This window comes from Actinoplanes sp. NPDC051537, from assembly GCF_055586105.1.
The window spans coordinates 379,675-398,790 of sequence record NZ_JBVJIU010000005.1; the positions used below are offsets into that span (position 1 = coordinate 379,675).

Annotated in this window: 19 protein-coding genes; 10 read left to right on the forward strand and 9 right to left on the reverse strand. The window is 72.6% G+C overall.

Going from position 1 to position 19,116, the window contains the following annotated elements; genetic code table 11:
- Positions 1-158: 158 nt before the first annotated feature.
- Genes ACZ6TB_RS14385 through ACZ6TB_RS14395 form a run of 3 tightly spaced genes read right to left on the reverse strand, consistent with a single transcriptional unit; the run spans position 159 to position 2,565 of the window.
- The gene (locus ACZ6TB_RS14385; RefSeq protein WP_465554323.1) at positions 159-1,874 is read right to left on the reverse strand and encodes an urease subunit alpha; all 1,716 of its coding nucleotides are present in this window, start codon (positions 1,872-1,874) and stop codon (positions 159-161) included.
- Positions 1,871-2,266: an urease subunit beta gene (locus ACZ6TB_RS14390; protein WP_465554325.1), complete on the reverse strand. Its 396-nt coding sequence runs from the start codon at positions 2,264-2,266 to the stop codon at positions 1,871-1,873. The genes ACZ6TB_RS14385 and ACZ6TB_RS14390 overlap by 4 nt, the downstream gene beginning before the upstream one ends.
- Positions 2,263-2,565 carry an urease subunit gamma gene (locus ACZ6TB_RS14395; protein ID WP_465554327.1) on the reverse strand — a complete coding sequence of 101 codons (303 nt, stop codon included), beginning with the start codon at positions 2,563-2,565 and terminating at the stop codon, positions 2,263-2,265. The genes ACZ6TB_RS14390 and ACZ6TB_RS14395 overlap by 4 nt, the downstream gene beginning before the upstream one ends.
- 198 nt (positions 2,566-2,763) lie before the next feature.
- On the opposite strand from ACZ6TB_RS14395, the gene ACZ6TB_RS14400 reads away from it, so the two are divergent.
- On the forward strand, positions 2,764-3,903 hold the full coding sequence (locus tag ACZ6TB_RS14400) for an FAD-dependent monooxygenase (protein ID WP_465554329.1): 1,140 nt from the start codon (positions 2,764-2,766) through the stop codon (positions 3,901-3,903).
- 2 nt (positions 3,904-3,905) lie between these two features.
- Entirely contained in the window at positions 3,906-4,460 is a 555-nt protein-coding gene (locus ACZ6TB_RS14405) for a TetR/AcrR family transcriptional regulator (RefSeq protein WP_465554331.1), read from the forward strand.
- On the opposite strand, the gene ACZ6TB_RS14410 is transcribed toward ACZ6TB_RS14405, so the two are convergent.
- Both ACZ6TB_RS14410 and ACZ6TB_RS14415 read right to left on the reverse strand, forming a co-directional pair.
- A complete protein-coding gene (locus tag ACZ6TB_RS14410) occupies positions 4,439-5,011 on the reverse strand; it encodes a hypothetical protein (protein ID WP_465554333.1) in 573 nt (190 codons plus the stop codon). The two genes, ACZ6TB_RS14405 and ACZ6TB_RS14410, sit on opposite strands and share 22 nt — an antisense overlap.
- A 3-nt stretch (positions 5,012-5,014) precedes the next feature.
- Positions 5,015-6,112, reverse strand: coding sequence for a hypothetical protein (locus tag ACZ6TB_RS14415; protein WP_465554335.1), 1,098 nt, complete (start codon positions 6,110-6,112; stop codon positions 5,015-5,017).
- Between the two features lie 54 nt (positions 6,113-6,166).
- On the opposite strand from ACZ6TB_RS14415, the gene ACZ6TB_RS14420 reads away from it, so the two are divergent.
- Both ACZ6TB_RS14420 and ACZ6TB_RS14425 read left to right on the forward strand, forming a co-directional pair.
- A complete protein-coding gene (locus tag ACZ6TB_RS14420; protein WP_465554337.1) occupies positions 6,167-7,087 on the forward strand; it encodes an AEC family transporter in 921 nt (306 codons plus the stop codon).
- On the forward strand, positions 7,084-8,283 hold the full coding sequence (locus tag ACZ6TB_RS14425) for an MFS transporter (RefSeq protein WP_465554339.1): 1,200 nt from the start codon (positions 7,084-7,086) through the stop codon (positions 8,281-8,283). Before ACZ6TB_RS14420 ends, ACZ6TB_RS14425 begins: the two co-directional genes overlap by 4 nt.
- A 140-nt stretch (positions 8,284-8,423) precedes the next feature.
- On the opposite strand, the gene ACZ6TB_RS14430 is transcribed toward ACZ6TB_RS14425, so the two are convergent.
- Genes ACZ6TB_RS14430 through ACZ6TB_RS14440 form a run of 3 tightly spaced genes read right to left on the reverse strand, consistent with a single transcriptional unit; the run spans position 8,424 to position 11,258 of the window.
- Positions 8,424-8,801, reverse strand: coding sequence for a RidA family protein (locus ACZ6TB_RS14430; protein ID WP_465554341.1), 378 nt, complete (start codon positions 8,799-8,801; stop codon positions 8,424-8,426).
- A gap of 1 nt (position 8,802) precedes the next feature.
- Complete coding sequence (locus ACZ6TB_RS14435) at positions 8,803-10,014, reverse strand: amidohydrolase family protein (RefSeq protein ID WP_465554343.1); 1,212 nt, start codon at positions 10,012-10,014, stop codon at positions 8,803-8,805.
- Positions 10,011-11,258 (reverse strand): transcriptional regulator, encoded by a 1,248-nt coding sequence (locus ACZ6TB_RS14440; protein ID WP_465554345.1) that lies wholly within the window; start codon positions 11,256-11,258, stop codon positions 10,011-10,013. The genes ACZ6TB_RS14435 and ACZ6TB_RS14440 overlap by 4 nt, the downstream gene beginning before the upstream one ends.
- Here ACZ6TB_RS14440 and ACZ6TB_RS14445 point away from each other — a divergent pair.
- Entirely contained in the window at positions 11,257-12,903 is a 1,647-nt protein-coding gene (locus ACZ6TB_RS14445) for a beta-N-acetylhexosaminidase (protein WP_465554347.1), read from the forward strand. The genes ACZ6TB_RS14440 and ACZ6TB_RS14445 overlap by 2 nt on opposite strands.
- Here the strand turns inward: ACZ6TB_RS14445 and ACZ6TB_RS14450 are convergent.
- Positions 12,896-13,507, reverse strand: coding sequence for a TetR/AcrR family transcriptional regulator C-terminal domain-containing protein (locus ACZ6TB_RS14450; protein ID WP_465554349.1), 612 nt, complete (start codon positions 13,505-13,507; stop codon positions 12,896-12,898). The two genes, ACZ6TB_RS14445 and ACZ6TB_RS14450, sit on opposite strands and share 8 nt — an antisense overlap.
- Before the next feature lie 210 nt (positions 13,508-13,717).
- Here ACZ6TB_RS14450 and ACZ6TB_RS14455 point away from each other — a divergent pair, with 210 nt between their 5' ends.
- From ACZ6TB_RS14455 to ACZ6TB_RS14475, 5 genes are all read left to right on the forward strand, one after another.
- Positions 13,718-14,659 (forward strand): quinone oxidoreductase family protein, encoded by a 942-nt coding sequence (locus tag ACZ6TB_RS14455; protein ID WP_465554351.1) that lies wholly within the window; start codon positions 13,718-13,720, stop codon positions 14,657-14,659.
- 28 nt (positions 14,660-14,687) lie between these two features.
- A complete protein-coding gene (locus ACZ6TB_RS14460; RefSeq protein ID WP_465554353.1) occupies positions 14,688-15,869 on the forward strand; it encodes an alanine racemase in 1,182 nt (393 codons plus the stop codon).
- Between the two features lie 34 nt (positions 15,870-15,903).
- On the forward strand, positions 15,904-16,422 hold the full coding sequence (locus tag ACZ6TB_RS14465) for a GNAT family N-acetyltransferase (protein ID WP_465554355.1): 519 nt from the start codon (positions 15,904-15,906) through the stop codon (positions 16,420-16,422).
- 46 nt (positions 16,423-16,468) lie between these two features.
- Positions 16,469-17,236, forward strand: a complete 768-nt coding sequence (locus ACZ6TB_RS14470) for a 2-phosphosulfolactate phosphatase (RefSeq protein WP_465554357.1) — start codon at positions 16,469-16,471, stop codon at positions 17,234-17,236.
- A 148-nt stretch (positions 17,237-17,384) separates the two neighbouring features.
- Complete coding sequence (locus ACZ6TB_RS14475; RefSeq protein WP_465554359.1) at positions 17,385-18,860, forward strand: MFS transporter; 1,476 nt, start codon at positions 17,385-17,387, stop codon at positions 18,858-18,860.
- Positions 18,861-19,116: the final 256 nt, after the last annotated feature.

Consider the following 19,116-nt stretch of genomic DNA (forward strand, 5'->3'; position numbering starts at 1 on the left):
CGGCTCGGGTCGGGCTGGCGGCTCGGGCTGGGCTGGCGGCTCGGGCTGGGCTGGCGGCTCGGGCCGGGCTGGCCGTGCTCCTACTGTTCCCCACCCCAAAACTGGGTGGGGTGAGACTACGGCCGGGGTACGACAACTTCGGGGCGGTTGTCCACATGTCAGAAGAGGAAGTAGCGCTGGGCCATGGGGAGCTCGGTCACCGGGTCGGGGTCGATGGTTTCGCCGTCCACGCGGACCGTGAAAGTGTCGGCGTCGACCTCGATGTGGGGGGTGGCGTCGTTGCGTGGGAGGTCGGCCTTGCCCACCTGGCGGGTGTCGGCCACGGGGGCCAGCGCGCGCTTCACGCCGATGCGGTCGCCGAGCAGGGCGTCGATCGCGGCGGGGGCCACGAACGCGACGGACGTCTGGGCGGGGACCGCGCCGTAGGCGCCGAACATCGGGCGGGGGAGCATCGGCTGGGGGGTGGGGATGGAGGCGTTGGCGTCGCCCATTTGCGCGTACGCGATCATGCCGCCCTTGATGACCAAGGCGGGACGGACGCCGAAGAACGCCGGGTCCCACAGCACCAGGTCGGCCAGCTTTCCGGGCTCGACGGAGCCGACCTCGGCCGCCATCCCGTGCGCCACCGCCGGACAAATCGTATATTTTGCTACATAGCGTTTCGCGCGGACGTTGTCGGCGGGGCCGTCGCCGGGGAGGGAGCCGCGCCGGGCCTTCATGACGTGGGCGGTCTGCCACGTTCGCATGATGACCTCGCCGACCCGGCCCATCGCCTGCGAGTCCGAGCCGATCATCGAGATCGCGCCGAGGTCGTGCAGCAGATCCTCGGCCGCCATGGTCGACGGCCGGATGCGGCTCTCGGCGAACGCCAGGTCCTCCGGCACCGCCGAGTTCAGATGGTGGCAGACCATCAGCATGTCGAGGTGCTCGCTGAGCGTGTTCCGCGTGTAGGGCCGGGTCGGGTTCGTCGATGACGGCAGCACGTTCGGGTGCGAGGCGACGGTGATGATGTCGGGCGCGTGCCCGCCGCCGGCTCCCTCGGTGTGGTACGCGTGGATCGACCGGCCCGCGATCGCCCGCAGCGTCTCCTCGACGAAGCCGGCCTCGTTCAGCGTGTCCGTGTGGATGGCGACCTGCACCCCCGACGCGTCGGCGACGCGCAGGCAGGCGTCGATCACGGCGGGCGTCGTACCCCAGTCCTCATGCAGTTTGAATCCGCCCGCGCCGCCGCGCAGCTGCTCCCACATCGACTCCTCGGACATCGTGTTGCCCTTGCCCAGCAGCAGCACGTTGATCGGGAACGAGTCGAGCGCCTCCAGCATGCGGGCCAGGTACCACTGGTTCGGCGTGACCGTCGTGGCCTTCGTGCCCTCGGCCGGGCCGGTGCCGCCGCCGACGATCGTGGTGATGCCGGTGGCCAGCGCGGTGTCCAGAATGGTGGGGCTGATCAGGTGGACGTGGCTGTCGATCGCGCCGGCCGTGAGGATCTTCCCGTTGCCCGCGATGATCTCGGTGCCGGGCCCGATCACCAGGTCGGGGTGCACGCCGTCCATCGTGTCGGGGTTGCCGGCCTTGCCGATGGCCGCGATCCGGCCGTCCCGGATGCCGATGTCGGCCTTGATGATTCCCCAGTGGTCGAGCACGACCGCGCCGGTGATCACCGTGTCCGGCGTGCCCTCGGCCCGGGTGGCCCGGGACTGTCCCATCGACTCGCGGATCACCTTGCCGCCGCCGAAGACCACCTCGTCGCCCGGCCGCGGCCCGGCGCTGCGGTCCTCCTCGACCTCGATCAGCAGGTTCGTGTCGGCGAGCCGGATGCGGTCCCCGGCCGTCGGTCCATAGAGGGCGGCGTAGCGGCCGCGGTCCAGGATCATCGCCCGCTCCCGTTCTCCGGCAGGTGCGGCGCGGTGAAGGACGGCGCGGCGGGCGGCGCTTCCGGCGATGAGAAGCCCGGGGCGGCGTCCAACGGCCCGCCGGCCAGGCCGCGCAGGCCCGGCACGATCCGGCGCCCGGCCAGCGCCACCAGCTCGACGTCGCGCGGCATCCCCGGCTCGAAGCGCACCGACGTGCCGGCCGGCACCGCGAGCCGGTGTCCCCAGGCCGCCTGCCGGTCGAACTCGAGCGCCGCGTTGCTCTCCGCGAAGTGGAAGTGTGACCCGACCTGCACCGGCCGGTCCCCGGTGTTACGCACGGTCAGCGCGACCACGGCCCGCCCGGCGTTGATCTCGATCGGACCGTCGCCCGCGATGACCTCGCCCGGGATCATGCGATCGGCCCGTGCACGGTGACGAGCTTGGTGCCGTCCGGGAACGTGGCCTCGACCTGTACCTCGCCCAGCATCTCGGGCACGCCCTCGAGCACGTCGTCGCGGGTGAGCACGCGCCGCCCGGCGTCCATGAGCTCGGCGACCGTGCGCCCGTCGCGCGCGCCCTCGAGCAGGAACGCCGTGATGATCGCCGTGGCCTCGGGGTGGTTGAGCCGCAATCCCCGGTCCTGCCGCCGGCGCGCCACATCGGCCGCGACGTGTATGAGCAGACGCTCCTGTTCGTGCTGGCTCAGGAACAAGCGAACCTCCCTGGATTCCCGCGATGCTCGCAGCCCGACGTTTCACACGCGTTACCGCTCGCTGTGCTGATCAAACCATGGCGGCTGATGGTTCTCCGTCCACTTCGGCGATCCGAGGTTCTTGCCAACAAGTGTTTGCCAACAGCTGTTGGCATCGAGTACCGTGATGCCAACAAGCGTTGGCAAACGGAGGATGTCATGGATACCGAGGTACTGATCGTCGGAGCGGGCCCGGTCGGGCTCGCCCTGGGCGCGTCGCTCGCGGCGCGTGGCACCGAAGCGCTCGTGGTCGACAAGCAGGCGGCGGGGGCCAACACCTCGCGGGCGGCGGTCATCCACGCGCGGACACTCGAGGCGCTCGACGAGATCGGCGTCAGCGGCGAGCTGGTGAAGCGCGGGCTCGTGGTGCCGCGGTTCGTCGTGCGCGACGGCGACCGGCCCCTGCTCACGGTCGACTTCGCCGGGCTGCCCACGCCGTACCCGTACACGCTGATGTTGCCCCAGAACGACACCGAGCGGATCCTCGCCGATCGCCTGCACCAGCTCGGCGGCCCGGTCCGCCGCGGGGCCGAGGTCACCGGGATCGCCCAGGACGCCGACGGGGTGACGGCGACGCTGGCCGGCGGCGAGACCATCCGGGCGCGCTACCTGGTCGGGGCGGACGGCATGCACAGCGTCGTCCGCGAGCTGGGCGGCATCGGGTTCACCGGCGACGCGTACGCCCAATCGTTCGTGCTCGCCGACGTGCGCATGGATTGGCAGCTCCCGGACGACGAGGTGATGCTCTACTTCGCCCCGGCCGGGCTGGCCGTGATCGCGCCGCTGCCGGGCGGCCGCCACCGGATCGTCGCCACCCTCGACGACGCGCCCGAGCAGCCCGGCCTCGCCGACGTGCAGGCGCTGCTCGACGAGCGCGGCCCGCGACGGCACCCGGCCCGGGTCCGCGAGGTCGTCTGGAGCTCCCGGTTCCGGGTGCACCACCGGCTCGCCGACCACTACCGGGCCGGGCGGATCTTCCTGGCCGGGGACGCCGCGCACGTGCACAGCCCGGCCGGCGGCCAGGGCATGAACACCGGCATCCAGGACGCGATGGACCTCGCCGCGGTGCTGGCCGCCGGCGCCGACCTCGACGGGTACGAGCGTCGCCGCCGCCCGGTCGCGGCCGGTGTCGTCGCGCTGACCGACCGGATGACGAAGGTCGCCACGACCCGGTCCCGGGCGAAGCGGGCCGCCCGCAACACCGTGCTCCCGATCGTGGGCCGGATCCCGGCCGTGCGCCGGGCCTTGGCGATGAACCTCTCCGAGCTGTCTACGATCCAGCGGGGGAAGGGAGCCTGACCATGGCCGAACGGCGCTCGGACGCGACGCGGGCCGCCATCCTGGTGGCGGCGCGGGAGCGGTTCGCCAGCGACGGCTACGAGCGAGCCACGATCCGCGCGATCGCCGCCGACGCCGACATCGACCCCTCGATGGTCATGCGCTACTACGGCAACAAGGAGAAGCTGTTCGCGGCCGCCGCCGAGTTCGACCTGCGGCTGCCCGACGTGTCGGCGATCGCGCCCGGCGAGCTCGGCACCGTACTGGCCGGCCATTTCCTGCGCCGGTGGGAGGGCGACGAGACGCTGACCGCGCTGCTGCGGGCGGCCGCCACCAACGAGGCCGCCGCCGGCCGGATGCGTGACCTCTTCGGCGTCCAGCTGCTGCCGGTGGTGACCGCGGTCTGCGCCGACCCGGCCGAGGCGCCGCGCCGGGCCGCCCTGGTGGCGAGCCAGATGCTCGGGCTGGCCCTGTGCCGGTTCGTGCTGCGGCTGCCGCCGATGGTGGCGATGCCCGCGGAGGAGGCCGCCGCCTGGGTCGGCCCGACCATCCAGCGCTACTTGACGTCGCCCTCCTGAACGGGCGGCGGGAGCAGGCCGCGCACCCAGTCGGGGAACCCGGACGCCGGGTCGAGCCGCTCGATCGCGTCGGCGTCGCGTCGGGCGGCCGGCTCGTCCCCGGCGTCGGCGGCCAGCGCCGCCCGCACCGCGACCCGGGCGCACGTTCCCGGCAGCGGACCGTCCTCGCGCAGCCGCCGGAGCAGCTCGGACCGGTCGGCGAGCGGCATCCACTCGGGCAGGGCGGCGGAGAGCTCGGCCGACACCCGGGCCGCGCAGAACGGGATCTCGTCGGGGCCGCACTCGAAGGTGGACAGCACCCCCTTGACCGCACCCTCGCGCGGCAGCGGATTGCGGACCTCGCGGGACTGCCGCAGCCAGGCGAGCCAGGGGATCGTCACGACGGCGATCTCGAGGGTGAAGCGGGCGTGGAAGCTCTGCGAGCCCGGGGCCGGGCGGAGGGCGGCCACCAGCGCGTCACCCTCGGGCGAGAAGAGGCGGAAGACCCGGCCCTTGCGCGCCAGCGGCGGGGCCGTCACCAGGCGGGCCACCTCGTCGAGAACCGCGGGCATGCCTCAGAACTCCCGCCACTCGGGGGCGATGTCGCTGATGTCGAGCCGGATGCCGGTGGCGTGGTACCGCTCCTCGATGGCGGCTGCCGCCCGGCGGTACAGCCCTTGGCAGACGAGCCAGCGCAGGGCCGGCAGGTGAGGCAGGGTGCGGCCGTCCATCCCGTACGCGCCAATGATCTTGAGGTCCGCCAGGAGTGAGAGGCCCGCCATGGCCGAGGTGTCGACCAGCTCGCCGGGGGCCGACCGCCAGGTCAGACACAGCCGCCGCAGGTCGCGCAGATCGCTCAGCTCGGCCGCCGAGATGGTGCCGTCACCGGTGAGGGCGAGCTCGCGCAGGCCGCCCACCCCGCCCGGCACGTGCGCCGCGTCGGCCGTCAGCTTCAGCCACCGCCCGTCGTCGGCCGCGATCACCGAGCGCACCCGCACGTCCTCGTCGAGCTTGAGCGTCTCCAGCCCGTCCGGCAGCCCGAGCAGGTCGACCTCGGCCGTCGACAGGCGCAGCCGGGTCAGCCGGGTCGCCCCCAGATCGATCAGCGGCGGCGCGTCCACCCAGGTCAGGTCGCTGATCATCGGATGCTCGGCGAGCGCCTCGATCAGGCCGCGCTCGGGACCCGACCAGACCACCGCCGTGCAGCGGGGCATCTCGTCGAGCTCGGCCCAGTTCCCGTACGCGGCGCCGGTCAGGTCGAGCACGCTGGTCTGCGCGCCGCGCGCCGCCCGGTAGGACCGTCGCGCCTCCTTCGGCATCTCCAGATCCCACCGCCGCTGGGCCGCGATCTGCGTCGCGAGCCACGGCCACGGCGCCCGGCCGTCGATGTGCACCGGGCCGCCCTCCGGCGGTTCGAGCCGGCCCAGCCATGTCCACCAGGGCGGGGGCGGCTCGTCCCCGATGATGTTGACTTCCGTCGACTGCCCGCGCAGGGCGTGGTGGTCGAGGATCAGCGGCCCGGCCGCGGCCAGCTGCCCGAGGGTGGGCGGCTCGACCGAGAACCAGTCCAGCGCGCACGCGGTCGGCCCGTCGCCGGTGACCTGGCAGGCGCCGTAGCCGCCCCGCAGGGGGATCGCCGCCACGTCCCCCACGCCGGGCATACGATCCGTCACTACGGCAGGCTACCGCGAACTTTCATCGACGGAGAGCCACGCTAGCGTCGGGTTATGATCTCGGCTCTCTCCGGCTTCGCGCTGATCGGCGTGATCGTGCTCGCCGGGTGGATCGCCCGGCGGTGGGCCGGCCTTCCGGAGAACGCCGAGGCCGCGATCGGCCGGCTCGTGTACGCGGTGCTGAACCCCTGCCTGCTGTTCACCGGCGTGTCCGGCGCCGACCTGCACGTGCTGTTCAGCGAGCCGCTGCTGGTCTCGACCGCGGCCTGCCTGCTCACCTTCGGCCTGCACCTGCTGTTCACCCGCGGGCGGGACGCCGGCACCAAGGTGATGGGCGCGCTCGCCGCCGGCTACGTCAACGCCAACTACATCGGCATCCCGATCGCCACGTACATCCTCGGCGACGCCGCTCTCGTGGTCCCGATCATCATGCTTCAGCTGCTGATCATCACGCCGGTCGCGCTGACCCTGCTGGAGATCGCCGAGACCGGGCACGCCTCCTGGCGGTCGACCGTGACCGCGCCGTTCCGCAACCCGATGATCGTGGCGGTACTGATCGGAGTTGTCTTCTCCGTGACCGGGCTGCGGCTACCCGCCGTCATCGCCGATCCGATCACCACGATGGGTCACGCCGCCGTGCCGGTGGTGCTGATCGCGTTCGGCATGTCCCTCTCCGGCCGGCGCGTGCTCGCACCCGGTCCCGACCGCGCGGCCACGGTCGCCGCGGTCGCGCTCAAAGTCGCCGGCATGCCGGCCATCGCTTTCCTCCTGGCCGTCGTGCTCGGCCTCAATTCCCGGCAGACGTACGCGGTGAGCGTCCTCGCCGCCCTCCCGACGGCGCAGAACGTGTTTCTCTACGGGCAGCGCTTCGATCGCGGGCTCGTCCTGGCCCGCGACGCGATATTCCTGTCGACGGTGCTGTGCGCGCCCGCGATGCTGCTGATCGCGCTTCTGCACACCTGGGGGTTGGTTTGACATCTCGTCGCGCGTGGGCCGCCCTCGTCGTCCTGTCGCTGTCCGCGTTCGCGTTCGTCGCCACCGAGCTGCTGCCGATCGGCCTGCTCACGCTGATGGCCGACGACCTCGGCCGGACCCGCTCGCAGGTCGGCCTGCTGGTCGGCGGGTACGCGATCGTGGTCGTGCTGGCCAGCGTGCCGCTCACGATGCTGACCCGGCGCATTCCCCGCCGCCGGCTGCTGGGCGCGACGCTGGGCCTGTTCGCGGCGGCCAACCTCGCCGGGGCGCTGGCGCCGACGTACGAGATCCTCGCCGTCGCCCGGCTGGTCACCGCGCTCACCCAGGCCCTCTTCTGGTCGGTCGCGCCCCCGGTCGTGACCGGCCTGTTCCCGGTGGAGATCCGCGGCCGGGTCGTCGGCCTCTTCGGCGCCGGCGCCACCCTCGCGCCGGTCGTCGGCGTCCCCCTGTGCACCTGGCTGGGCCAGCAGAGCGGCTGGCGCACGGCGTTCGCCGCGATGGCCGCGGTCGGCGTGCTGGCCACGGCGGCGGTGATCGCGCTGATCCCGTCCTACCGCCCCGACGCCGGCGGCGCCGCGCTGGGCACCGCCCCCGACCGCCGGGCGTTCGCCGCCCTGCTGGTCGTCACCGGCCTCGGCATCACCGGCCTGCTGGTCTTCAACACCTACGTGACCCCGTTCCTGCTCGACGTGGCCGGCTTCCCGGCCTCGGCCCTGGCCGCCCTGTTGTTCGTCTCCGGCGCCGCGGGCACGGCCGGCACGTTCGCCGTGGCCCGCACGCTCGATTCCCACCCGATCGGTTCGTTGCTGGTCCCGCTGGCCATCGGCGCGGTCGCGCTCCTCGGCCTGTACGCGCTGGGCACCCTCCCGGCGGTGACGGTGGTCCTGCTGGCGTGCGTCGGCCTCGCCTACGCGGCGTTCGCCACCGCCGTGCAGAGCCGCATGCTGCAGGTGGCCCCGGGCTCGACGGACATGGCGTCGGCGGGGGTGAGCACCGCGTTCAATGCGGGGATCGCCGCGGGTTCGCTGCTGGGCGGCTTCCTGCTGCCGGGGTGGGGTGCGCGGTCGCTGGCCCTGGCGGGCGCGGTGCTGGTGGTGGTCGCGCTGGCGACGATGGCGGCGTCGGCTCGGGTGGGTTCGCCCGGTCGGGGTGTCGGTGCGCCGTCGGGGGACCCGGCGCGGGAGAGCTTCGGATAGGGCCGGCCGGCCGCGCACCGCCAACCGGTGACGCGCCACGGCGCCGCCCACCGATGCTTCGCGCATCCGGTCGGCGAGGCACCCACGGTCGGGGGGCGGGGAAGGTGTTGCGCGGCCCTGCGCACAACACCTTCACCGCATCAGCCCACGTACAGGATGGCGTCGATCTCGAGGTCGAAATCGTCGAGCGGCACCGGCAGCGTCGTGCGTACGGGCAAGTTGTCGCCCTTGATGTACTGCTTGTAGATGTCGTTGAACTCGGCGAAGTTGCCGAAGTCGCGCAGGTAGACGCCGACCCGGACGGCGTCGTCGAGGGAGGCGCCGGCGGCCTCGGCCACGGCCTGGAGGTTGCGGAACGTGGCGTGCGCCTGCTCGGCGAAGCTTCCCGTCACGCGGGTGCCGTCGGGCAGTGCGGGCACGGCTCCGGCCAGGTAGATCGTGTCGCCGGCGATGACGGCGTGCGAGTAGGGGCCGCCGGGAGGGGCGGCTTTGTCGGTCATGATGGCGCGCTTGGGCATGTCAGGAACTCCTGGGATCTCGTGGGAACTGGTCGGCCAGGCCCTCCGCGCCCACCAGCGGGGTGCTGAGCAGGGCGCGGAGGTCGCGGTCGCGGCGATCGAGGGCCGCGCGTTGCGCGTCGGTGAGAGGAATCCACGGGGGTACGGGTGGGGAGAGCCGCGGGGGAAGAAGGCGACCGCGCACGTACGTCGCCCGGTTGATCAGCCGGATCGGGGAGCGGCGGGCCTGGAGATGGGCGTCGGTCACCTCGTGCTCCTCCTCGCGGACCTCGAAGACGGCCAGGTCGGCGGGCGCGCCCACGTCGAGCGTCCCGGCGGGCAGGCCGAGGGCGCGGGCGGGCCGGATCGTGGCGGCCTCGATGACCTCGGTCAGGGGCAGGCCGGCCGCGAGCATCTTGGCCATGGTCGTGGGCAGGTCGAAGGCGGGACCGTGCAGCGACCGGGCGTGCAGGTCGGTCGAGATCGTGGCCGGGCGCAGTCCCAGGTCGAGCTGCCGTTCGAGGATGTCGAAGGCGAAGCCGCCCGAGCCGTGCCCGATGTCGAGCAGCACGCCCCGCCCGGCCGCGGCCACGATCGCCGGACCGAGCGGCGAGGCGATGCCGCTGGCGCAGTGCGTGACGATGTCGCCGGGCCGCAGGAGCTCCAGCACCTCGTCGACCGCCGGTGGGGCGGATCCGATGTGGACCATCACCGGTACGCCCGTCCGCTCGCCCACGGTCAGCGCCCGGCGCAGCGGCTCGACCCCGTTGGCGCCGACCGTCTCCCGGTCGATGCGCACCTTGACGCCGCGGATCAGGTCGCGATGCCGCTGCACGGTGTCGATCGCGAGCGGGACGTCGCAGTTGGTCAGGTCGCGGCTCTCCCCGGTGCGCCCGGCGAGCCCGGTGGCCGCGATGTTCAGCAGCCCGTGGATCCGGACGTCGGCGGATCGTTCCCGGTCGCGCAGCCCGCTCAGCGTGTACGCCCCCGCCGAGCCGGCGTCGACCCAGGTCGTCACCCCGGTGCGCCAGGCGATCGGGTCGGGGTCGATTCCCCAGTAGCCCGGCCCGACGTGGGTGTGGAGATCGACGAGCCCCGGCGTCACCGTGAGCCCGGAGACGTCGACGGTCGTGGCGGCGGTGCGGGGCAGGCCGGGACCGGTCGCCGCGATGAGGCCGCCGGCGACGGCGACGTCGAACGGCTCGCCCCCGAAGAGCAGCAGGTCCCACGTCATTCGGCCGCCTCCAGCGCGCTGGTGATGGCCAGCCGGTAGAGCCGCGCCGGCCGTCCCTTCCGGGCGATCTGCTCGCTGCCCCCGCCGATCACCAGGTCGGCGTCGCTGAGCTTGCGGATCAGCCGCCGCCCGCTCGGATCGGTGATGCCCAGCGCGCGGGCCAGCTCGCCGGGGGAGACCGGCCGGCCGCCGAGACCGCGCTCGACCGCCGCCAGCCGGGACAGCGTCGCCGGGCTCAGCCCCGCGCGCACGGCCAGATCCTCGAGCCCGCCGTGCTCCCGGTGCGTGTAGGTCAGCGGCGATCCGGCCGCCCCCATCGGCCCGATCGTGATGCCGTCGTCGGTGAGCAGGAATGCGGTGCCGGGCGCGGCCCGGGTGGCGGCCTGCTCGGCGAGACCGACGCTGAGCCTGGCCGACGAGGCGATCCCGAAGCCGGCCGACGCCCGGATGCCCAGGGTGTCGCGGGCCTCGGCCAGCACCGGCGCGCTCCGCCACTGCCGGGTCGCGGCCTCGAAGACGCCGGCCGGCGCGAACGCCAGCAACGCCCGGTGACCGCGCTGGTCGATCCAGGCGTCGGCGAGCTCGGGGGTCTGCCGGATCAGCCGCTGGAGGGCCGGCCGGTCGTCCCCGCCGTCCCTCTCGCCGTCCATCAGGAACAGCCCGGTGGTGAAGCGGCGGCGATCGCGGGCCCGCAACGCCAGCTCGTGCAGGCCGGCCCGGATCGTCGAGGCGGCCGGCGCCGCGTGCACCACCGCCGGGAATCGCGCGGCCACCGCCGTACGGCCGGAAATCAGGTAGGGGGTGTCGTGCGAGCGGTGGAACGCCACGATCTCGTCGACCGGCCGATCGGGGTCGAACGGCAGCACCGCGATCTCGTCCCGGGGCAGGCCGAGCGCCGCCGCCACCTCGTCGACGGTGTCGCCTTCGAACGTGTCGACCGAGACCGGCGTCGCCGGCCACCCGTTGCCGCGGGCGGTCGCGAAGGCCAGGGCGAGATCGAGGGCGGCCGGCCGGGTGACGGCGATCGGCAGGGCCGGTGGCAGGAGATCACGGCTTTTCGCGTACGGCAGAAGGCCCAGCAGCAAGCCGTCCAGTCGCGTGTCGCGCAGCAAGCCGGCAACCAGCTCGCGGATCTCCTCGTCGCGCTCGTAGACCGCCCAGGCCAGCTCGACCCCGGCGAGAGCGGCGGCGGCGCCGGCGAATCGCCGCCGATGCGCCGCGTGCACGACGAGACCGATGATCATGCGGTCCACTCTCGTTGACATCCCCGACCGGACCAACGAACTATATCCGAACCAGCTTCGCCTCCTGGGGGTGCTCGTGATCCCACGGCCGTCGTCCGCCCACTTCGGTGGGGGTTTCCGCCCGTTCCGTCCGCCGGACCTCGACGACGTCCGGTCGACCGTCGATTCCCGAAGGCCACCCGAGTCGTACGCGCTGAGCATCGCCCCCGGCGGCATCGAGATCGTCGGTGGCTCGGACGCCGGCGTGTTCTACGGCCGCCAGACGTTGCGGCAGCTCGCCGGCGATCGCGGGGTGCCGCTGGGCCGGGTCGAGGACGAGCCCCGCTTCCGCTGGCGGGGCGTGATGCTGGACGTGGCCCGCCACTTCATGCCGGTCGCGGACGTGCTGCGGTTCATCGACCTGGCCGCGCTCCACAAGCTGAACGTGCTGCACCTGCACCTGACCGACGACCAGGGGTGGCGGTTCGAGGTCCCCGGCCGGCCACGCCTGACGACCGTCGGCGCGTGGCGCTCGACGTCGATGTGGGGCGCCCGGCAGCACGGCCGGTACGACGGGCGGCCGCACGGCGGGTTCTACACCGACGACGACCTGCGCCGGATCGTGACGCATGCGGCCGCGCGCCACGTGACGGTCGTGCCCGAGGTCGACATGCCCGGTCATATGCAGGCGGCGGTCGCCGCGTACCCGTCGCTCGGGAATGGCTACGCCGGCCCGGTCCGCCCGTCGTGGGGCATCTCCACCCACGTCCTGAACATGACGCCGGAATCCGACGCCTTCTGCCGCGACGTGCTCGCCCACATCTGCTCGATCTTCCCGTCCCCCGTGATCGGCATCGGCGGCGACGAATGCCCGGTGGACGAGTGGAGGGATCGGCCGGAGGCGTCCTCGTTGCAGGCTTCGTTCACCGCTTCGATGGCTGTGTTCCTGGCTTCGCTGGGCCGCCGCGTCTTCGGCTGGGACGAGATCGTCGCCCGCGGTGCCCCGGCCGACGCCGTGATCGCCGCGTGGCGCGGTCCTGCTGCGACCGTCGCCGCCGCTCGCGCCGGGCGGGACGTCGTGGCTTGTCCCGATATTTCGTGTTATCTCGATTACCGCCAGTCGGACGACCCGGGCGAGCCGACGCCGGTGGGCACCCTGCTGACGCTGGCGGACGTCTATGCCTTCGACCCGGTGCCGCCGGGGCTGGACGCGGATCGCATCCTGGGCGGGCAGGCCAACATCTGGACCGAGCACATGGAGTCTCCGGCCCGGGTCGACTACATGGCCTTTCCCCGTCTGTGCGCCTTCGCCGAGAAGGTCTGGTCGGCGCCGTCGGACGACTACGACGGGTTTCTGGCTCGCCTTTCGGGTCATCTCCCGCTGCTGGATGCGCTCGGGGTCAACTATCGGCCGTTGTCGGGGCCGCGGCCGGCCGATGGCCGGCCCGGCGCTCCGGGGCATCCGCGGTCGATGCCGGACCGCTTGGCCGAGCTGCACGAGATGACGGCCGATTTGCGGTTGCTCTCGGAGGGGGGTTCTCGAGGTCGTCACGCTCGGGGCGGACTCGGCCGCGACGTTGCGCCGGACGCGCTCGCGCTACCTCCGGCCGGCGAGCAAGATTCTGGGCAACATCCCGCTCATCGGGCGGGTGAGCCGCTCAGGTGAGGCGCGGGCCCTCGACGGTGAGGGTGACGCACTCGCGGAACAGGTCGTCCACCGTGCGGCCCGGCTCGAAGTACTCGGTGATGCCGGCGATCACCGTCGGGTAGGCGCTGGTGAACTCGGCCATGTCGAAGTCCTTCAAGGACTCCTCGTCGGGGCGCGGGCCCTGCTCCTCCAGGACGAAACCGATCGTCACCCGCTCGACCGTCAGCACGATCACGCGCGCCTGATGCAGCGGCACGCCCTTCTCCACCAGGCTGCTCATCGCCAGCTCGGAGAGGGCGGCCATCTTCCGGGACAGCTGCGCCATCGAGACGACCCGGGCGCCGTCGGGGTGGGCCAGCAACGCCGCGCGCAAGGACGTTGCCAGGTCGATCAGCCAATCCTGCCAGCGCTCGGCCGGGGCGGGGCGCGACGTGGGCAGGGGCGCCAGGATCTCCTCGGCTATCGCGGTGATCAGGGCCGCCTTGTTCGGCACGTGCCAATACAGCGTGGGGGCCTGCACGCCCAGGCGGGCCGCGAGCTTGCGCAAGGTCACATGGTCGAGGCCCTCGGCGTCGAGCAGGGCCACGGCCTCGTGCACGACCCGGTCCCGACTCAGCGCCACACCCCCGACTCTATCAGTGTTAGAGTCCTCTAACACTGTAAGAGGCGCGCATCCCGACCCCCACCCTCTTCGGGTGGGGGTGGACTCAACCAGCGGGGTACGACGACTTTTCTCGGTTTTCCACAGGGAGTTGGTTTTCCACAGGGACTTGGTTTCGACAGGGACTTGGTTTCGACAGGGACTTGTTTCCACAGGGGAGGGGCGGCGGCGATGAAGGCGGCGGTTCTGCACGAGCGGGACGGTGTTCCGCGCTACGAGGAGTTTCCGGAGCCGGTGGCGGGCGACGGTGAAGTGATCGTCGACGTGGTGGCGGTGCCGGTCGAGAACGTCGATCGGGCGGTGGCGGCGGGCACCCACTACGCGGCCGGCGAGATGATGCCGGAGCTTCCCGCCATTCCGTGCTTCGACGGGGTCGGGACGCTGCCGGACGGGCGGCTCGTGGGGTTCGGCGGGATCCGGCCGCCGTACGGGGCTCTGGCCGAGCGGGCGGTGATCAAGGAGGGGGCGTTCGCGCCGGTTCCGGAGGGGATCGATCCGGCGGTCGCGACCGTGCTGGGCAGCGCGATCAGTGGCATGTCGATGCAGGTGGCGGCCGGTCTTCAACCGGGGGAGACGGTGCTGGTGCAGGGGGCCACCGGCGTCGCGGGGCGGCTTGCCGTGCAGGTCGCGCGCCTGCTGGGGGCGGGACGGGTCATCGCCAGCGGGCGGGACGACGCGCAACTCGGCGAGCTCGGCGCCGACGAGGTGATCAACACGAGCCTGCCCGATCAAGAGCTGATTCGCGCGTACGGGGAAATGCGCAGTGATGTTGTTGTTGATTTCCTCTGGGGCCGGCCCACCGAGCTCCTTCTGCGGGCCATGGTGCCTACCTCCTTCTCGTTCGCCCGGCCGGTTCGTCTGGTGTCGATCGGACAGTCCGCGGGCGCGGGGCTCCACCTTGCGGCCGAGAGCCTGCGGACCTCGGGGGTGGAGATCTATGGCGCCGCGAAGGGGCTCGACGGCGAGACGATCGGGGAGGCATATGGGCAGGTCGTGCGGTGGACGCTGGCCGGCGAGCTCACGTTCGGGCTTCTCAAGGCGCCGTTGAGCGACATCGAGGCGGCCTGGCAGCGGACCGATCTGCGCGGGCGGCGGCTGGTCGTGCAACCCTGATCGGGAGCAGAGCCGAGAGGGGACGGACGTGGACGTGCCGGAGGCGCGGGTCGACTGGCGCAGCAAGGGATTCTTCCTGCCCGATCGGGAGATGACGGCCGGTGAGTTCGCCGCGAGCGAGCCGGGCCTGTTCGACGGCGGCTTCACCTGGCCGGTGCTCGTGCTGCGCCGGGAGGCGGCCCTCGCGAACATCGCGACCATGGCCGAGTACAGCAAGCGGCACGATCTCGACTTCGCCCCGCATGCCAAGACCACGATGGCCCCGGGCCTGATCGCGGCCCAGTTCGCGGCCGGTGCCTGGGGCATGACCGTCGCCACCCCGAACCAGGCGCTGGTGCTGCGCCGGCTCGGCGTCGAGCGGATCCTGATCGCCAACGAGGTGCTCGACCCGGTCGCGCTGCGCTGGCTGGCCGGCCAGGAGGGCATCTACTTCCAGGTCGACTCGCTCGCCGGCGTGGCCGCGGCGGCCGCCGTGCCCGAGGGGCGCCTGCGCGTCTTCGCCGAGCTCGGGCACGCGAACGGCCGCACCGGGGTGCGCACGCTCGACGAGCTGGAGGCCGTCGCCCGGGCCGCGCACGACGCCGAGCGTCTCGAGCTGGTCGGCGTCACCGCGTACGAGGGTCAGCTGCAGACCCAGCTCGAGGTGGACGACTTCCTCGACCAGGTCGTGGCCGGGGTGGTGCGGCTGAAGGCGGCGGGGATCGCGTTTCCGCTGGTCTCGGCGGGTGGGAGCGCATGGTTCGACCGGGTGGTCGTCCGGCTGGCGGCGCTGCCCGGCGACGTGCGCGTGATCCTGCGCAGCGGCGCGTCGGTCACCCACGACGACGGTTTCTATTCCGAGCGGACGCCGTTCCGCCGGGTTCCGGCGGAGGGGCCGCTGACCGCGGCGCTGGAGATCTGGGCGCAGGTGCTGTCGGCGCCGGAGCCGGGGCTCGCGATCATCGGGATGGGCAAGCGGGACGCGCCGTTCGACGAGGGGCTGCCGGTGCCGTTCGAGGTGCGGCGTGACGGAAAGTCGCTCGAGGCGGCCGGCATCTCGGTGATCAAGCTGAACGACCACCACACGTACCTGGCCGCCGACGGGCTCACGCCGGGCGACCTGATCCGGTTCGGCATCTCGCACCCGTGCACGGCCTTCGACAAGTGGCGGCACATCCCGGTCGTCGATCGGGACCACCGGGTCGTCGACGTGCTGGAGACGTACTTCTGAGAAATTGTCGTACCCCCGGAGCAGCATGCCGGCCATGACGAACTTCTGGCTGGAGCCCTGGGACGAGCGGGGCCCGGCGCTCGAGCGCCGGGCCAACACACCCGAGATGCAGGCCTACCTCGGCGGCGTCGAGTCCGAGGAGTCGATCATGTCGCGGCATCGGCGCATCGTCGGCAACGCCCGCGACGGCACCGGCAGCATGCTGCTGATCATGGTCGACGACGAGCCCGACCCGGTCGGCTCGGTCGGCTTCTGGGATCGGGAGTGGCTCGGCCAGACCGTCTACGAGATGGGATGGAAGGTGCTGCCCGGCTTCCAGGGCCGCGGGCTGGCGGTCGGCGCCACGGTCGCGGCGGTCGGGCTGGCCGCGGCCGAGGGGCGGCACCGCTGGGCGCACGCCTATCCCAAGATGGCGCACGAGGCGTCCAACGCGATCTGCCGCAAGGCCGGGTTCGAGCTGCTCGGCGAGACCGATTTCGAGTACCCGAAAGGCCATCCGATCCGCTGCCACGACTGGCGCTTCGACCTGAAGGAGGTGGGCGGGCCCGGGTGAGAGATTCATTCGCGGCGATGCCTGCGGTGCTGGCAGACTGCGAGCCATGAGCCTCGCTGACGGGCAGGGCGGCTACCGGGTCCGGTTCGACTGGGGTCCGGTCGGCGCCGACGCGGTGTCGCCCGAGGCGGCCTACGTCGCGGTGGTCGACGTGCTGTCGTTCACCACGACCCTGACCGTGGCGATCGAGCAGGGCCTGCACGTGCTGCCGTACCGGTGGCGCGACGACTCGGCGGTCGACGTGGCCCGGCGCCACGGCGCGATGCTCGCGGTGCTGCGCAAGGAGGCCGGTCCCGGCCAGGTGACGCTCTCGCCGGAGAGCATCCTGCACGCCAACCTGCGGGCCGAGGGCATCGACCGGCTCGTGCTGCCCTCGCCGAACGGGTCGGCCATCTCGGTGCGGCTCGCCGACGCCGGGGTGACGGTGGTCGGGGTGTCGATGCGCAACGCGGCGGCGGCCGCGGCCTGGGTGCGGGAGCGGGCCGGCGACCGGCCGGTCGGCGTGGTGGCGTCGGGGGAGCGGTGGCCGGACGGGTCGCTGCGGCCCGCGATCGAAGACCTGCTCGGCGCCGGGGCGTTCCTCGACGGGTTCGCCGACGGGCCGCCGCAAGGGTTCTCGCCCGAGGCGGAGGCGGCGCTGTGGGCGTACCGCGGCGTCTCGGAGGGCCTCGGTGACGCCCTGCGCGAGTCGGTCAGCGGCCGTGAGCTGCGCGGTTTCGGCTTCTCCGGCGATGTCGAGGTGGCCGCGGCGGTCGGCGCGAGCAAGGCCGTGCCGGTGCTGCTGGACGGGTGGTTCGTCGATGGCGGTTCTTGAGCCCCTGGTCCCGTGACGCGGCGGATTCCGCGCTACCTGCGACGGCGATGACGGAATAGGCCGGATCGGCGCTGCTGGCTGGGTGTTTGCGCGGGCGGGGACCGACAGTGGGGGCGGAAATCAACCGCGTCCTAAGGAAGTACCTGCCATGCGTAAATGGTGGCCCCTGGTGACCGTGTGTCTCGGCACCTTCATGCTGCTCATCGACGTGACCATCGTGAACGTGGCGCTGCCGCAGATGGCCATCGACCTGAGCACCTCGTTCAGCTCGCTGCAGTGGGTGATCGACGGGTACGCCCTGTCGCTCGGCGTGCTGCTGCTCGGCGCCGGCGCGCTCGGCGACATGTACGGGCATCGCCGCTTCTACGTCGGCGGCCTGATCGTCTTCGCCCTCGCGTCGCTGGCCTGCGGGCTCGCCGCCGGCCCGGCGCTGCTCGTCGGGGCCCGGATCGTGCAGGGCGCCGGCGCCGCGGCGATGTTCACCACGACGTTCGCCCTGCTCAACAGCTCCTACCAGGGGCGGGACCGGGGGGTCGCGTACGGCATCTGGGGTGGCGTCTCGGGCGCGGCCTCGGCCGTCGGCCCGATCCTCGGCGGCCTGCTCACCGAGGGCCTGAGCTGGCGCTGGATCTTCCTGGTCAACCTGCCGATCTGCGTGGCCGCCGTGATCATGTGCTTCCGCACACTGGGGCACGACGGCGTGGTCCGGCGCCAGAAGTTCGATCTCTGGGGCACGGTCACCTTCACGGTCGCGGCCGGGGCGCTCACCTTCGCCGTGATCCGGGCCAACGACGAGGGCTGGTCGTCGATCAACACGTGGGGGCTGCTCGTGGTCTCGGCCGTCGCCCTCGCCGCCTTCGCGCTCATCGAGCTGCGGACGCCGTACGCCATGTTCGATCTGAAGCTTCTGAAGAACCGCTCGTTCTCCGGCATCCTGCTGGCCGGCCTGCTGGTCAACTTCGCGGCGTTCGCGGCCTTCACCTACACGTCGATCTGGCTTCAGTCGGTGGTCGGGCTGTCCCCGCTCCAGGCCGGGCTCACCGGCCTGCCGATGTCGATCTGCTCGGTGCTCGCCTCGGGCATCGCCGGCGCCCGCCTGCACGGCCGCTCCCCGCGCCTGGTCATCGGTGGCGGCATGCTGCTGATCGGCCTGGGCAGCCTGCTCTCCGGCCTGCTGGTGCACGCCGGCTCGAGCTGGCCGGCGCTGATCGCCGGGTACTCGGTCGTCGGCCTCGGCGTCGGCCTGGTGATGCCGTCGCTGGCGTCCTCGGCCATGGGCGCGGTGCCGCACGAGCGCGGCGGCATGGCGGCGGGTTCGCTGACCACGTCGCGGCAGCTCGGGTACGCGATCGGCATCGCCGTGCTGGGAACGGTCTTCGCCTCCCGCGCCGCCGACCACCTCGGGTCGGCGGAGGCGGCGCACGCCGTCGCGGGGGGCCAGGCCGCGCGGCTCGCCGATCAGATCCCGTCGTCGGTGATCCACTCGGCGGCGGCGGCCGGTCTCGACGCCGGGTTCTCCATCAGCGGGGCGGTCGGGTTGCTGTGCGCTCTGGCCGTCTTTGTGCTGGTACGTCCGGCGCCGGCGGCCCCGGTCGAGAAGCCGGAGCTGGTCGAGGTCGGTTGACCGACGCAGCGGCCCAGGCGCGCCGGCGGCTGGGCCACTGCGGCTGGGCGGCTTCGGCCCGCGGTTCATGGTCCCGGTCCCGGTGGTCGAGGGCGTGGTCGTCCTCGATGATCGGGAACGGGATCGCGGCGCTGGATGACAACAATCTCCCGTTTGGCCGGGCCGCACCCGTTCTGGGGTGTGAGCTTTCTCGTGAGTGCGAACATTCGCAGGGCAGGCGGTCCCGGGATCGGGCTGACCGGACACGGCCGAGAGG

What these genes read in the sequence shown, in the direction of transcription:
- ACZ6TB_RS14385 (WP_465554323.1), bottom strand. Translation starts at nt 1,874, where the DNA reads ATGATCCTGGACCGCGGCCGCTACGCCGCCCTCTATGGACCGACGGCC.
- ACZ6TB_RS14390 (WP_465554325.1), bottom strand. Translation starts at nt 2,266, where the DNA reads ATGATCCCGGGCGAGGTCATCGCGGGCGACGGTCCGATCGAGATCAAC.
- ACZ6TB_RS14400 (WP_465554329.1), top strand. Translation starts at nt 2,764, where the DNA reads ATGGATACCGAGGTACTGATCGTCGGAGCGGGCCCGGTCGGGCTCGCC.
- ACZ6TB_RS14405 (WP_465554331.1), top strand. Translation starts at nt 3,906, where the DNA reads ATGGCCGAACGGCGCTCGGACGCGACGCGGGCCGCCATCCTGGTGGCG.
- ACZ6TB_RS14410 (WP_465554333.1), bottom strand. Translation starts at nt 5,011, where the DNA reads ATGCCCGCGGTTCTCGACGAGGTGGCCCGCCTGGTGACGGCCCCGCCG.
- ACZ6TB_RS14420 (WP_465554337.1), top strand. Translation starts at nt 6,167, where the DNA reads ATGATCTCGGCTCTCTCCGGCTTCGCGCTGATCGGCGTGATCGTGCTC.
- ACZ6TB_RS14430 (WP_465554341.1), bottom strand. Translation starts at nt 8,801, where the DNA reads ATGCCCAAGCGCGCCATCATGACCGACAAAGCCGCCCCTCCCGGCGGC.
- ACZ6TB_RS14435 (WP_465554343.1), bottom strand. Translation starts at nt 10,014, where the DNA reads ATGACGTGGGACCTGCTGCTCTTCGGGGGCGAGCCGTTCGACGTCGCC.
- ACZ6TB_RS14445 (WP_465554347.1), top strand. Translation starts at nt 11,257, where the DNA reads ATGCGGTCCACTCTCGTTGACATCCCCGACCGGACCAACGAACTATAT.
- ACZ6TB_RS14440 (WP_465554345.1), bottom strand. Translation starts at nt 11,258, where the DNA reads ATGATCATCGGTCTCGTCGTGCACGCGGCGCATCGGCGGCGATTCGCC.
- ACZ6TB_RS14455 (WP_465554351.1), top strand. Translation starts at nt 13,718, where the DNA reads ATGAAGGCGGCGGTTCTGCACGAGCGGGACGGTGTTCCGCGCTACGAG.
- ACZ6TB_RS14465 (WP_465554355.1), top strand. Translation starts at nt 15,904, where the DNA reads ATGACGAACTTCTGGCTGGAGCCCTGGGACGAGCGGGGCCCGGCGCTC.
- ACZ6TB_RS14470 (WP_465554357.1), top strand. Translation starts at nt 16,469, where the DNA reads ATGAGCCTCGCTGACGGGCAGGGCGGCTACCGGGTCCGGTTCGACTGG.
- ACZ6TB_RS14475 (WP_465554359.1), top strand. Translation starts at nt 17,385, where the DNA reads ATGCGTAAATGGTGGCCCCTGGTGACCGTGTGTCTCGGCACCTTCATG.